The sequence below is a fragment of the Haloquadratum walsbyi C23 genome, from assembly GCF_000237865.1.
Taxonomy (GTDB): domain Archaea; phylum Halobacteriota; class Halobacteria; order Halobacteriales; family Haloferacaceae; genus Haloquadratum; species Haloquadratum walsbyi.
In genome coordinates, this window is the sequence record NC_017459.1 from 1,846,999 (window position 1) to 1,861,564 (window position 14,566).

Consider the following 14,566-nt stretch of genomic DNA (forward strand, 5'->3'; position numbering starts at 1 on the left):
AGAGATGGCTTCGTTGATCTCGTGAGTACAATAATTACTCGTCCTGTCTAATAATTGGGGTTTGAAACTCATATCGACTCCGTTTCAATAATAAGCTACTGAGAAAACCGCACCAATTGACTGTGGCGACATCCAAGATGGTATTACGATTAACGCTGCATTAATTATTTTCGCTGGCAGAATAGACCTGAGGAAGTTCTTTATTAACCCAACAATCGATTTGAATTGTGATGTTTTTGCATCACGCGTTCCTTGTGATGCTAAATCAAGTGTTGCTGCTGAGGATCCGCCACTGCTTTCATCTCCTGTCCCCAGTCGTTCAGCCTCATAGTTTGAAACACCGGTTATTTTCCAAACAATGTCGCCTGACTCGTTAATCTCAAGAATCCGACCTGAATTTGAATCCGAAATCAGCGTGTGTCCGTTTGGAAGTCTATCAGCATCACGTGGCCACTGCATCTCTGTATCCGACCACTGCCAACTTCGTTGCCAACTGTCATTTGTGCGTTGATATTCGACGACTCGATTATTTTGTGAATCTGCAACGATAACCGCCGGACCGCCCCGCTCTTTTGGAATATAATCTGGATTATGCTGTTCATAGAGACTCGAATATTCACTCTCCGCACCGAGTGTCCAGTCCTCAATCAGCCCTTCACCAGGTTGGATGAATATGACTTGATCTTGATTTCGAAGGCTTATCATAATTCGACCATCAGCAAGTGCTTCGACATCGTTGAGATGAGTCCAGTCAGTCGGCCATGATCCACCGCCGCTGAGAGGATAGTTATCTTGAGCATGCCATTCATATACGCGTTCTTCGGTCGTTGTATTGACAATAAACACCGAATCCCGGTAGATATCAGCGACGACTAATCTATGAGGTCCAAGACGGTCAACATCATGCCACCGATGAGGACCGCCGGTTCGTGGCACAATATGCGTATACACTATTTCTGAATTTCCTGTTGTCAGGTTAATTCGCTGGACAAACTGGCGCGTTGTATCTAAATCAAGGTACTCAACACCGACAACTTCGACAGTACTCGAACCATTCGCAATCGGGTCAACATCGTGATACCGATCAAACGTATCGTTATAATAGAGGAGGCGCCCATCGGGTGCAAATGCGATCAACCGGTCACCAGGGTGGTCGCTAATGACGGTTGTATTTTTATTTGACTGGACGACTTGCTTACGCTCAGAGAATGGAAGCTGTGATTGCTGCTCTAATGTTGCGTCTGCTGTTTGTTCATTGCTTGACCCGCCAGCAAAATCGATGAAAATGACACCTGTAGAAATTACGATAGTACAAACGCAGAAGTATATAAGATATCGTTCTAATGCCACCGTGTAATCTCATGATTGCTCAATATATAAAACTGCAATACTATGGCATGATTGGTACTCAGATTGATTCAGTGATAAAACTGGAACCATATTCGCTCATTCCTGTTCACAAACGAATTCTATATAATTCACGGGCATAGTGAATAATAAAGACTGGATAAATGGCTGCCCACCTGATAAATAGCTGATAATGTCTCTATTGAGATGTTATATCGGAGACAGATTATCGGAGTGGATTCGAGTGACATATTGATATTCTCCCGCGCCTGAAGAGCGAGGACTCGTGGGCAGCGCTCCTTGTGTCGGATTCATTTCCCGCGTTAACGCACGGGGCTTTCTCCTTGACTCTCCACAATTCGCCGGACGGTGGAGAATTCCGGTCCGGACTGATATGATAACATATTATCGCTTCAACACTTGCGAGGTGGAGTCCCCTTCCTCAAGGCTTCTTTAGTGCAGGCAAACTCAACCACGCTCGGAGAGAGTTTGAGAGAACTCGTGGCAACCTACAGGAATGTGGAACGCAGTCAGCACACCGTACTTTGCAGGAGGTGAGTGGTCGGGAAGATGAATTCGTGAAGCACATCCTACACTCTGTGGCGAACCGAATTGTTCAGGAAGCTATTGAACACGATTGTGACGGAATTATCTTCGAGAAGCTGGACGGTATTCGAAAAGAGCTTCCAGAAGCTGACTGGCATTCGATGTGGGCATTCCGTAAACTCAAGAAATTTGTTGAGTACAAAGCGGAGGAGCGTGGATTGTTTGTGGATACAGTCAATCCGAAGAACACGTCGAAGCGATGCAACGAGTGCGAATGTGTTCGGGATGGTAATCGTCACGGTGACGAGTTTGAGTGTCGTCGCTGCGGGAAGCAGAATCACGCCGACTACAACGCAGCGAAGAACGTGGCGGAGTTGTATCTCCTACGAGGCCATCAGCCGTCTCGTGGGAGGAGCCTCAGTCAATATGATCTGAAGTCAGGGTCAAGGACTCCGAGTTAGAGCATACAGCTCTCACCCAGCCTTGCTGTGAAACGAGGATTCGGGTTAGAGGGAGAGACCACTGACAAGCCCCACCCTCTATCGACCGAATCGGTTTACCCGATGAGGGAAGTAGGGTGGGGTAGTTGACCTACCTGTAATTGCTGTCTGCATCATTGGTACGCATACTATCAGTGACCTCAGTTTTGGTTTTGCGACCGCCCCAAAGTAATTTTTTAGGGAGTAATTGCACAACTAGCGGTTCACTAACAGTTATTTGACACGATAACCGTGGATATCCGAAGCGAGCTGCAAGGCGGTCATGCCAGTGATTTGGGGTAGGTCCAGAGTCGGGGTACATGATATCATTATCGTCGGTATGGATTTGAGTATCAGCAATATCATTTTGTTGATTGTTATAGACACGCACCCGAACACCACAGGTTGCACAAAGACCATTACCACCACAATTGAGTGTTTCACTCAGGCGTCCATACGGGGAGAAGTCATGATTACGGAGGGCATCGCGAAGGTTGGTGCCGATGCTGACAGTGATCTTTGTCTTGGTGTCAGTATCAATAACAATTACTGGGATACTATCGGTGTTCTCTGACATAGTCATTAAGAGATGATACTAGAAGAATAATGTGTATATATCAGCTTGACATCCTCCTCCGCGTTTAGTAGTTCACAGAAAAACTGGGTGGTTAACTAGACATGCACCGGTCAGAGTAGTTCTCTCGTATCGAATTAGTGAATCAGCTCACCCAGAAGTTTGTTGAATCACTACACGCGGAGGAATCCCACGGCACCGCGGGGCTGCGCTGAGTTGGGAGTCTCAGGTGCAGGTTCACAGATTGCCAAGCTCACACACCGTGTGAATCGGTATGAAGCTAGGTAACGGACAGCCTCTTGCAATTGGGAGTGCCACATCTCAGCCCCCGGTACTCCTATCTTTAGCCGAAAACGCGGTCCTGTGTCAGTTTTGCCATAGGAGCGGTGGTCGGTGGTTGGTGGTCGGTGTCACCAGACTCGGAGCTACTTACGTTGACGCTTGCCCGGTGCTTGTTGTTTGCTTCCCACGTAGGGCATACCCTGTTTCCAGCGTGGGCGGATACTCACACTCGAACCGCCACGTTTCAGGCGCTCAGCTACAGTGGAGCCAGAGCCAGTGCGCCGACAGTTATACCTATGTGATGTTGCAAAGAAACTGCTCAGAAATCCCCGGTTGCGACGGCGCGTATCTACGGTCTGAAGATCGTGGTATTGCGTCTGTATAACTCATAAATCGACATCATACACTACCGGTAGTAAGTGTAATGCGGTTAGGTGAGTATCTGTAACTCGTGATATTTTTTTGATAGTGAGTTGAGTTGAAGATAAGTAGCGAAATATCAAATTCATTCAGTCCATCAGAACAAAATAAGGTTACTCTAATTGTTTTTTTGTCGTCTGATGTCGATCACGAAACATTGGTTCAAATCCAATGACACCAAATGTTGAGAGTATATCTCCAAGAAATCCACCTGGGAACTCATATCTTACTTCATCATGGAGAATTGTCGTTGTTCCATCAGCGAAAAATCGATGTGTATGCACCCATGTCGAGAATGGACCCCCACGCATCTCATCGCGAAACATCGCCGTCCCGTCACCTGCTTTCCGGGCAGTGATTGCTGATGTCCATTGTTGCTGTGGCGTAATCCCAAGTGGTCGCATCGACATTTTAATTGTTGACCCTGCAACAAGCACGTCTGGGTTAGTAGTGCCATCAGGTCCGGTAACAGATTCTATCTCAAGATTCATCCAAGAAGGCGTCAATGCCTCCAATCCTGAGATCTGTGAATGAAAATCCCAAACTGACTCCAGTGGTGCATCGATACGTGTTTGTCGTGAATACGTTGCCATATGTTACAAACTTGCCTTCTCAAAGAAAAGAACGCGGGCAGTGACAAAGGTGAATTCTCAGGGCTTTGCCGATAAGAATTCAAATTCGAGATCGGGTGACAGACGTTCCAGCGACCTTGAGATCAGTATCTGTAGCTGCGGCGACGAGAAGCTGATTTTCTGCGTGTTCGGCTGGAAGTGCAAGCTCAAATGATTCGTCCGCAGGGTCTGGGTAGATAATTGCTGTTTCTGTTCCCGTTTTCACCGCAATGATTGCAGCATCAGTTCGTCCAGACACAATCACATCGTCGCCAGCAAACCGAGTGCTTACCTGTAGTAGTGGACCCGCTGGTCGATCGGTCTCAACGTATCGATCCCGAACGACAGCAGGCATCTCAACCGGCTCGCCAACGTCAATACCATGTGCGAGTCGGACATATTGCGCCATTGACCATGCGAGTGGTGTTGCTGCCCCGGTTCCCTCACCAAAGACCCAGTTGTATTCGGTACCGTGTTCGCGATCCCACACCTGTTCGGCTATCATTCGTCCAGAATTCGCGAATTCAGCCATCGTTTCAAGCAGATTCTGTGGAGCGAGGTCACCGGTTTCGGTACCATGCATTAATTCATATTCACCACGCTCACCAGTGAAGATCGGCCATAACCGTCCTTTGCCCTTCGATTCAACTGACCATGGAGCACCCTCATCTTCGACAGCGCGTTCACCATATCCATCACCATTGTATCGGTAAAACGCCGGTCCCTGCGGGGAATCAACACGAATTGTGCTGTCAACCTCAGCGATGGAGTTGCGAATCGTCTCATCGGTCGCCGGCTTAATTCCAAGCCGGACCAATTCAAGAAATCCAGCATCGATAATCTCTCGCTCATCAAGCGTTGGTCCATTATTTGCAAGTGTCCGGAGTTGCCCTGCATCTGGGTTACCATCACGAGTGACACGAACATAATATGGAGTATTTAGATGCCGGTCAGTTCCGGTGTTTGTCGCGGTCCATGTTTCGACATTTTCAGTCCACTCATCTGCAAGTGCTATCCAAGTGAGTGCGTCTGCGGCGTGTCCCTCTTCAATTGCAATATCACTCGCACAGGTTAACCCAGCAATCTCAGCCGCGATTGATGATGGTGAATAGCCTGACTCTTCTTCCCATCGTTCTTGTGCAGTTGGTGGTCCGTTGCGAGCAACGTAATCCGCGGAGCGTTTGATATTCTGATATCCATATTCAACGTCATCAAATGTGACGCCATGCTGGCGGAGTGTCCACGCCATTACTTGTGGGAATGATATATTATCCATCTGTTCACCACCCCACCGCGTCCGACCATTCAGATAGGTGTTTTGTGGAATAAATCCACGGTTATCCTGCTGGTATCGGTAGATATACTGCAGAGCTTCTGTTGCTGTATCGATATCGCCAACCGCATCAAAGACAGTAAAGACCTGATAAAGGTCTCGCGACCATACAAAATTATATCCATATCCCTTTGCCTCATCAGCAGCAACAGCCTCGCCCCATGGAACAGATGGTGAAGCAATCCCAGCACCGAGGAAAGTCTTATCTTCAACAGCTCTGAGTGTCATAAGACTGACCCGATACTGCGAAGCAAGTGTCGGGTCATCTGCGACAGAATCTGGCAGCGGCTTATCGGCAAGGAATGTCTTCCATGAATCGATATATGAACTGCGAACAGTTTCATATCCACGAGTCAACGCTCCGGCTGCTTCTCCAAGTGCACCAGCCGTATCAGCATCCTCAGCAAAGCCAAATGCAAGCGTTTCCGTAACCGCTGCACCATTCCCAACCCGACCAACAAGCACGACATTCTCATCATCAACCTCTGTGATTTGCTCTGGGACGGTCCCTTCACTGAATAGCTTTGAAAGATATGCAGATCCGGCAACGCTAACAGTCGCCCAGTCAAATCGACTTGTTGAGGTTATCGCAGCCGCAACACTGTACTCTTGACCGTGTTCGTCAATAAGAAGCGGTTTTGTCTCACCAGTCTGGTCATATGCCTCTGTATCACGGGCTACAAGTTGATATTGATCGCTCCCAAGTCGAATCCCACGGTCTGTTGCGCCTGAATTTGTGAGTGCTGTATTCGCAATAACGTAGAGTTCATACTCATTGTTGTCATGGGCATCGAATGTGACATCAGCTAAAAGCGCATCGTGCGCAGGATCGCTCGCGTACTCGACAGTTAGATTCCATTGATGCCCACGTCCATCGCCTGTCTCTGTGATAACATGGCGGAACAGCAATGATTCATCATCAATAGCCTCTGCACGTCGTTCGATTGTGTCTGTTTGATCGTCTTGGCGTGTTTCATTGTGTGTTCGTGCTGTGTACTCACTGTCACCAGCAGCACTGGTAATGAGAAAATCAACCGTTCGAAAGTTCATCAGATCAACACGTGGATACCGAAGTTCGGTCAATGATCCCTCAGTGAGTGTAAACCAAACACGTGAGGAGTCAGACGCAGTGTGATCAGCAACGGTCCCGACTCCGTATTTCTCACCGGTTGTCCACCGCGGTTGCCGACCAGGACCAGACGGTGCTGATTTCGGGGCGGGTAAGGCATCATGTTCCTCAAGAACAGCCGTTGCGTATAATCGGAGTGCATGTGACCATCCTATTGGGGTTGCACTATCTATATCCCCATTATCGAACACTTGCTCAGCGAAATAGCCCATTTCAGAAGTCAATGGTCCATCGGGGCGAAGAATCTTATAGAGGTCTGTTGCCCATCCGAACAGCGTGTCCGCTACATCAAGTCGATCGTGTGTTTCGAATAGTACTGCTGCTTCAGCCGCGGCGCTAGTTCCCCATGCAGTTGCGACTGACCACACTTTTTCATTATCTTGATTCCCGCTCCGCCAAGAGTCACCATCAAATCGAACAAGTCCAGCAACAGCATCCGTCTCTGAGCTTGTTCGATATAGTGTGCGCAACGTCGTTTTAAGATGTGATTCAAGCCGGTCAAGCCCTGTCTCATCAAGCCCAGTGAGTTTATCATACTCAGCAAATGCTCTCACAAGCGCAAACGACCCGGAGTCGGCTCGAATATCGCGTTCACCATCATCAAGTCTCAGTGCATACTGCTCATCACGGTGACTCCACAGTGCATCTAATCCTTGATATACTGTCATTGCCTGACCAGTTGCGTGTTTACATAGTGCTGGGTCAAGCGGTGTATTTGCAACAGTCGCGTATGCTTCAAGGAATGTTGCTGCTGTATGAACGAATTGACCGACCATGTTTTCCCATGCATTCTGACATGGTTCTGGAAGCCCATCAGCCGTGAGTGAGTCATCAAGCGCCTCAATCCCATCAGCAATGGCTGATTGAATTCGGTCAATCTCATTCTGATCGAATGCGTCGCCATGTTCATCAAGAACACTCGCAAGATAAGTGACCACACTTGCGGTTTGATCAGCTTGATATTCCGGTTTTTCTGAGTTTTCAACACGTGCATTTGCCCAGCCTGGAGCAAGAGATCCATCGACAGCCCAAGCTCGGTGTGGCCAAGATCCATCCGTGAGTTGCGTATCACAGAAAAATGCTGCAACAGTCTTCAATTGAGATTGGACATCAATATTGAGCATCGATCCCGCATCTAAGAGATATCGCGATATCTCTGCTTCATCACGGAACCACGTATATCCATATCCGCCGGAGTGTGCATAGAAAGGATCAAACTCAGGTCCAGCAATGTGAGACCCAGCAGGTGCTTGAAGCAGCGATAGTGCTCGGAGATCAGCACGAACAATCTGTTGGCGTGGAATGTGATTTGAAACGGAAATTTCTGCGCGTTCTCGCGCTGCTGTCCGAATATCATCAGCACTTTTATGTTCGACCGCACAATTCCGGAGGTCACTGAGTGCTTCGTCGCGAGATACCTCTTGATGATCTGATAATTGTGTGACGAGTGTTGTCTGGACAGCTCGCCCGTCGCGTTCGAGCGGTGCTGAAACAACGATATCACTACTAAGATGTGTATCCTCATACTGCTCAAGCACTGCCTCACGGGGGAAAGTAAATGTCTCAGATGAGAGTATCTCATCAAATCGCTCAGGAATCTGCCCTCGAACATCACTGAGACCGGTTGAAGCAGTGATATAATCATGCTCATTACGATGATATACCTCAACAGCATGGGTATTTCCCGGACCTCCATTCTCATGGATAAGTCTACCAACCCGTGTCTCGCGACCTTCTGGAGCGAGTGTTACGAATGCTGTGAGATGAGCGTCTGTTGGAATAGCTCCCTGTAATTCAACGTGTGTTAGATGCGCACGTCCGATTGTCAGATCAAATTGATGGATTGTATATCCGCCAGCATCGAATTCGGTTTCGACAAGGCTTGTTTCTCGATAGTAATGTTGACGGACAAGTTCAAGATCATCAAACCATCGTATGTCACCATCTGCCTCGATCGCAAACCGCGAACGGTCAATACCATAAAGCCCAGAAAGCGCCGCAGAATAATCGCGAATTGCTCCATCGCGACCGACGTGGACGAGCCGGTCTCCATGTCCCGAGAACGCACCGGTTGTCGTCGGGGACTCCTCAGGAAATTGCCGCGCGCGGTCGCGCTTGTATTCGTTCAGCGCGGTCCGAAGTCTCATACACACGAATGAGTGGATGCCAACATAAGTATTCGTAGGTCATAATGAGAATGTAGAGTAAAAGCAAAGACAGTTGCCTGCATTGATACGAATATGCAGCATCCAGGTCCGCCACGATTTATTGCAGTTGGGGAATCACTGCAGTTGTCTCCCCGTGACCCAGATCCGGAAATGTCATACCAATGGCATATTGAGCGTGCACCAGCATCAAGCACAATCAAATTGCCCTCAGAGGAGCCAGTTGTTGAGTTTGCTCCTGACACCCCTGGAATATTCCAGATAGGTGTCGAAAGCACAGTCAACAGTTATTCGCTCACTATACGTGTCTTTCCTGGGTCGTTCGCACCGATCACAATACCCGGAGGTGAAAGCGGTTCTGGTGGTGTCAGTGGTCATCAAAGTGGTTCAGCTCAACCAGTTAGAAAGAGTGCTGGCGTCTCAGGGTCGGGGTCTGGGATGCGTGATGATACGGTAGAACGCGGGCGACCGCGGATTCAACTTCAGGGTGATGTTGCGGGTGATGAACTCGTTATTACTGCAGATGCCCAGACACGACCAGATAATGAGTCGACTCACTCAGATATTGATGTTGAGTTCCTTATCGATGACCGAGATGATGTTAGTTCAGATGTCGTCAGCACCACAGACCGCGAAATGCGGATTCCACTGGAGGCTGTTGGGCGACGTGTTCGCATTCATGCTGTCGCTGTTACCGATGTATACAGTGTCCCAGATAGTATTGAATTTACCAGAGATCCGCAACCTGACGGTGGTGAAGTAGTTGTTGAAACAGAGACTCGCGCTGGAGATACTAACAGACAAACAGACATAGTTGAGAGTGATGCTGAACAACTAGACATCAGTAATCGCGCGATTAACATTCGGCGCCCAAATGAGCCTCCAAAATGGGCGACAGACGTTACACTGTATGAGATCTATGTCCGAGGATTTGTTGACGATGAAGAGACAGACTCGATATTTACTGCACTCACTGAGCGCCTTGATTATCTCGCAGAACTTGGGGTTGATTGTTTGTGGCTCACGCCAGTGCTGCAAAATGACCATGCACCGCATGGATACAACATCACTGACTTCTTTCATATTGCATCGGATCTCGGCGATAGTGAGGCATATGAAACCTTTGTTGATGCGGCGCATGATCGAGGGATGACGGTATTATTTGATCTTGTATTGAATCACTCTGCGCGTGATCATCCATTCTATCAGGACGCTGTTGGAAATCCAGACTCACCGTATCACGACTGGTACGCCTGGCGTAGTGAGGATGAGCCAGAGACGTATTTCGAATGGGAGTATATTGCCAATTGGAATTTCCAGAATTTGGAAGTTCGCCGTCACTTACTTGATGTGGTAGATAAGTGGATGGAAGTGGCCGATGGGTTTCGATGTGATATGGCATGGGCAGTTCCAAACAGTTTCTGGCGAGAGCTCCGTGACCGGGTAAAGACACATGACCCAGAGTTTCTCCTCTTAGACGAGACAATTCCATATATTGCGGACTTCCATGGTGGGATGTTTGACATGCATTTCGATACAACGCTTTACTCCACACTTCGCGAGGTCGGTCGTGGACATGCTGACGCCGCAGGGATTCTTGATGCAATAGATCAACGAGAAGCAGCTGGATTCCCACCGCATGCCGCATTTATGCTATATGCAGAGAACCATGATGAAACCCGGTATATTGTCGAATGCGGTGAAGATGCTGCAATGGCTGTTGCCGGAGCGTTATTCACGCTTCCAGGTGTCCCGATGCTCTATGGTGGGCAGGAGATAGGGCAGCGAGGACGACGTGATGCACTTGCATGGGATGATGCTCGTGAGAAAATTTACACACATTATCAGCGATTAATTGAACTTCGTAATGAGATATCAGCTCTTGGCGTTGATGGGTCAATCAACCCGGTTGATTACACTATTGTGGATGATATTGAGACGTCAGTTGATACTGAACGCGTCGTTGCGTATGAGCGACGTGCAGATGAAGAAAGTTATGTTTGTATCCTCAATTTTGGGGAGACACCGGTCACTGTTACAATCGCAGAAACGAGTATACCTAGAAATAACGATGAAATCAAGAGTAATGAATCGGTCAATGTCGATGTCAGTGCAGAGAATCTAGTGACGGGCGAATCAGCCGCAGATGCTGAGGGACTTGTTATTAATAATGTTGGTGTCTTTGCAGCCACTGTCAACTCAGATATAAATTGATCGTCTCTTTTATCTGATATTAGCTGAATACAGGCGCTAAGCCCCCTTCCCTCGAGGAACCGCAGTCCGCGCGAGCGGACAAGGAGCGCAGTAGGGAGAGGATACAGCGCCATCATCATCTGGTTGCACACTGTGCGTCGGCAGACTCGCCTATGTAAGCAGTTATATCATCGGACGCCGGACAAAAGAGTAAGATGGGCATTCCGACTTGTCGGCTTCGATTCGCTCGTCGTTCCATTCGGAACGACTCGCTTCTTGCGAGGCTGACGGACAGGGATAGCGTTCAAACGCAACAAGAAGCGTGCGTTGTCCCACGGAATCACCTCGTCGAGCAACTAGGAGTGGGACACTCCGAAGAAACGTCCCCAGAAATCGGAGATTTCTGGTTCTGGTGTGCGAACGAATCGCCCCGCGATTCGTCAACGCCTGTGGAGACTGCACTCCCTGTGGATACACCTGTATCTGCAAAGTGCGTTCACCAGACTCCGTCTGGTGGGCTGTCAGACGCAGTCTGACAACGTCGTAGAAGCAGGAAGCCCAACCCCGCCCTGCTCGGCCTGACGACCTCGCTGAGGGCGGGGTAGTTCACAGAGATTCAATCCTTATTTATATACGCATAGATTTATCATTTCTAGTTCATGTTTTCATTTATTCCATACATTCGAGTTACTGTAGCACATACGAGCAAATAGTGACAGAGTCGTATATTTGCCCACGCTGTGGGCACACGGAGGATCGACCATATCGAGTTCGTCTTATTATTTTAACATGTCCAGCGTGTGAAAAAAATGGACAGTTCCTCCATATATCGTTTCGTGATCAACTTGAGGCGATTCCTGAGGATGCACGACCTAGTGGATGGAGAGAGATGCCCCTTGATGAGCAGATGGAATATGCAATCCGTGAAGGATTGATTGAGATTGATCTTACTGGTCCAATGGAGGAATGAGGATAGAATGGTGAATCGCCTCGGGTCAAGCCCCGTGGCATCCGCCTTGTTACTCTGTGAATCCAACTCGGAGTCATACTCACAGTCACAGGGATAAAATGCTGAAGAAAATCGGATTTTGGCGAGATTTACTTATTCCATATATCATGTGATGACGCTGTTTTAATCCACTGAGGAGACGTTAGCGTGGTAACCTGTTGCTGATGCATTTATCGAGACGCCATTCAGTGTTTCAGATGTTGGTCCAATCCATGTTCGTTCACGACCGCAATCAGTCGTGAGCCGGCAGACCTGAGTTTTTGCCGGCCAAATCGCTCGAACTGATGGTTTTCTGTTATCCTTAATGGATGCTGTGGTATTTGTTGTCTCAACAGAAACGTGTTGTCGATATGTTATACTTGCACCACCTGCACCAACGAATGTTATCATGAGATCAACCTCTGATGGTCCTGAAGGGAGTGTCACAGCAGTCTGTGTTGTATTTGTAGTTATGTTGGCTCTGTTGTCACGTGATGCTTTGTACTCGTTCTTTGATCTACTTAGGTCAGAGCCAGATGGTGCAAATGTAGATATGGTATCTAATTGTACTGTTTCCCCTCCAGTTGATGCAGTTGGGAGGTTCCGAACCCAGACACCGTCTGGAGTAATTAACCACCGCACCAGTACTGTCTGGTCACTGCGAGTGTGGTTGGCCGGTGTCACCTGGTATCGTGCATACCCATCGTCAGTTTCAATCCGGACACTCGCTGATTGAAGATTCTGAGGCTGCCCAACAGTTGTCTGAATCTGTATGACTGCTCCGCGTCGGACTGAGAGTTGCTGCAGCGCTGGTGTGACTGGCTCCACCGCACCTGTCCAATCACCACGATATGTGAATCGATACGGCGTTCGGTTCGTTGCATCAATAACTGTCATATCACGACGTGGTGGACCGTCTGTTGCATACACAACAGGTCCATCAAGAGTCGGATCCGATCGGAGATACTGAAATGGATGTGCCTGCCAATCGCCGTATGTATCTGGAGTAAAGACTACAGCGTTATTGAATGAATGTTCCTTAATTGGTTCATATGTTGCTGCAAGGGACTCACTCCGTTCACCATTTGCTTCGATTGGATCCATCAAAACAGACTCTCCGGTGACTCCAATAATAGGCGCAGTCATAATGAGTATAATACCGATCACAATGCGTGCCCGCTGCCTGGTCGTAAATATCGTGAGCACTGTGATGAGACGACGAAATAGCGTGACAAATCCAGCAGCAGCAAAGATTGCGATTGGAATGAGAATATCAAAATGATAAAAGGGTCCTAAAAGATCGATGAGACCGTTCTGTAATCCATTATATGTCCCCCAAAAGTACGCTTCACCGATAACGACAGTCGGAATGATTGATATCAAGAGCAGCGAGATAGTCGAGCTGGGAAGTGATGACTTGTCGGGATCTGATGACCCAATGATAATATCATATATGACAACGCTACCACCGAGGATACTAAATCCGGTCCCAATGATTCCTGCAGCGATCCACTCGGTAGCAAGTGATTGAAGAATGATTATTGTTGTTCTCAACGCTATTTCGGGCGTATATGTTGCCTCATATGAGAGCAACTCATGAGGACCAAACCCGAGCCCATCGGCTGGAGCAAAGGCAGCATATGGAAAAGTGAGCGGGTCGCCTGTCACAATTGCATTGTACCATAACGCGACCGCAACGATGACACATCCAGCGATTGCTGTGAGAAATGCACGGGTCACTGCAACGCGTGTTTGTTGATGTGACCATCCAAAATCTCGTAGGTGACGACCAACAGTAACCAGTGTATGGATGATAAATGGAAGAGCAAATAACAGTGCTGTGTATGGTCGGGCGAAAAACGCTATACCGGTTGCAAAGCCAGTAGCAATAGCCCATCCCCAGGTGAGTAAGCGCTGGTCATGCGCACGAAACGAATGAAGATACGCAAGCGCAAAAATGACATTGAGAAAAGTTGTCGGAGCATATGACAGGAATGTTGCTGAGGTGAGTAAAAACATCGGAGATCCTGCAAGGACGACAATTGCACATACGCCAATAGTTCGATCAAACGCCCGTGCGGCAAGTAGATAGACACCACCTGCGGTCCCTGTTGCAATGAGTGCGAGTCCAACCGTCCAAGTCCCAAAACCAAGACGATACCCAACTGCAAAGAGAGCGGGAACGACAGGAGTGTACTTACTGTACAGTTGTGTTCCTACAGCGCTATCATCAAGAATAAAAAACCATGGGCGGACTGCCTCGGGTGGATATGGTGCCGGATCAATGAAGAACGCCCCATCAAGCAGTAATGCTGCCTGCGTGAGGTAAACTGCCTCGTCATCATTAATCGAATGATATGGGAATACGTCGATAGCAACGAGTGCAACAAGCAACCCAGTTCCAACAGCAAGTATCCCTGCAAGAAGCGTCCGAATAGATATTGGAAGACGAGCACGGACCCGTGTCAATAAAGTATTATCAGAGCGCATAAATTTATA

The 14,566-nt window shown here is 48.3% G+C and carries 8 protein-coding genes; 3 read left to right on the top strand and 5 right to left on the bottom strand.

Annotation, left to right across the window (positions count from 1 at the left end):
- Positions 1-84: 84 nt before the first annotated feature.
- Positions 85-1,350: an arylsulfotransferase family protein gene (locus HQRW_RS08160; protein WP_014556219.1), complete on the bottom strand. Its 1,266-nt coding sequence runs from the start codon at positions 1,348-1,350 to the stop codon at positions 85-87.
- 404 nt (positions 1,351-1,754) lie between these two features.
- On the opposite strand from HQRW_RS08160, the gene HQRW_RS08165 reads away from it, so the two are divergent.
- Positions 1,755-2,354, top strand: a complete 600-nt coding sequence (locus tag HQRW_RS08165) for an RNA-guided endonuclease InsQ/TnpB family protein (protein WP_231852485.1) — start codon at positions 1,755-1,757, stop codon at positions 2,352-2,354.
- 130 nt (positions 2,355-2,484) lie between these two features.
- Here HQRW_RS08165 and HQRW_RS08170 read toward each other — a convergent pair whose 3' ends face one another.
- The 3 genes from HQRW_RS08170 to HQRW_RS08180 all read right to left on the bottom strand — a co-directional run bounded on the left by HQRW_RS08170 (position 2,485) and on the right by HQRW_RS08180 (position 8,868).
- Positions 2,485-2,955: a 2Fe-2S iron-sulfur cluster-binding protein gene (locus HQRW_RS08170; protein ID WP_014556220.1), complete on the bottom strand. Its 471-nt coding sequence runs from the start codon at positions 2,953-2,955 to the stop codon at positions 2,485-2,487.
- A gap of 806 nt (positions 2,956-3,761) precedes the next feature.
- The gene (locus tag HQRW_RS08175; protein ID WP_011571768.1) at positions 3,762-4,241 is read right to left on the bottom strand and encodes an SRPBCC family protein; all 480 of its coding nucleotides are present in this window, start codon (positions 4,239-4,241) and stop codon (positions 3,762-3,764) included.
- A gap of 79 nt (positions 4,242-4,320) precedes the next feature.
- On the bottom strand, positions 4,321-8,868 hold the full coding sequence (locus HQRW_RS08180; RefSeq protein WP_014556221.1) for a glycoside hydrolase family 15 protein: 4,548 nt from the start codon (positions 8,866-8,868) through the stop codon (positions 4,321-4,323).
- 93 nt (positions 8,869-8,961) lie between these two features.
- Here HQRW_RS08180 and malA point away from each other — a divergent pair, with 93 nt between their 5' ends.
- Positions 8,962-11,100, top strand: coding sequence for an alpha-amylase MalA (gene malA / locus HQRW_RS08185; RefSeq protein WP_014556222.1), 2,139 nt, complete (start codon positions 8,962-8,964; stop codon positions 11,098-11,100).
- Between the two features lie 691 nt (positions 11,101-11,791).
- A complete protein-coding gene (locus HQRW_RS08195; protein ID WP_011571771.1) occupies positions 11,792-12,049 on the top strand; it encodes a hypothetical protein in 258 nt (85 codons plus the stop codon).
- 162 nt (positions 12,050-12,211) lie between these two features.
- Here the strand turns inward: HQRW_RS08195 and HQRW_RS08200 are convergent, their stop codons facing one another.
- On the bottom strand, positions 12,212-14,557 hold the full coding sequence (locus HQRW_RS08200; protein ID WP_231852287.1) for an ArnT family glycosyltransferase: 2,346 nt from the start codon (positions 14,555-14,557) through the stop codon (positions 12,212-12,214).
- Between the last annotated feature and the right edge of the window lie 9 nt (positions 14,558-14,566).

What these genes read in the sequence shown, in the direction of transcription:
- HQRW_RS08170 (WP_014556220.1), bottom strand. Translation starts at nt 2,955, where the DNA reads ATGACTATGTCAGAGAACACCGATAGTATCCCAGTAATTGTTATTGAT.
- HQRW_RS08175 (WP_011571768.1), bottom strand. Translation starts at nt 4,241, where the DNA reads ATGGCAACGTATTCACGACAAACACGTATCGATGCACCACTGGAGTCA.
- HQRW_RS08180 (WP_014556221.1), bottom strand. Translation starts at nt 8,868, where the DNA reads ATGAGACTTCGGACCGCGCTGAACGAATACAAGCGCGACCGCGCGCGG.
- malA (WP_014556222.1), top strand. Translation starts at nt 8,962, where the DNA reads ATGCAGCATCCAGGTCCGCCACGATTTATTGCAGTTGGGGAATCACTG.
- HQRW_RS08200 (WP_231852287.1), bottom strand. Translation starts at nt 14,557, where the DNA reads ATGCGCTCTGATAATACTTTATTGACACGGGTCCGTGCTCGTCTTCCA.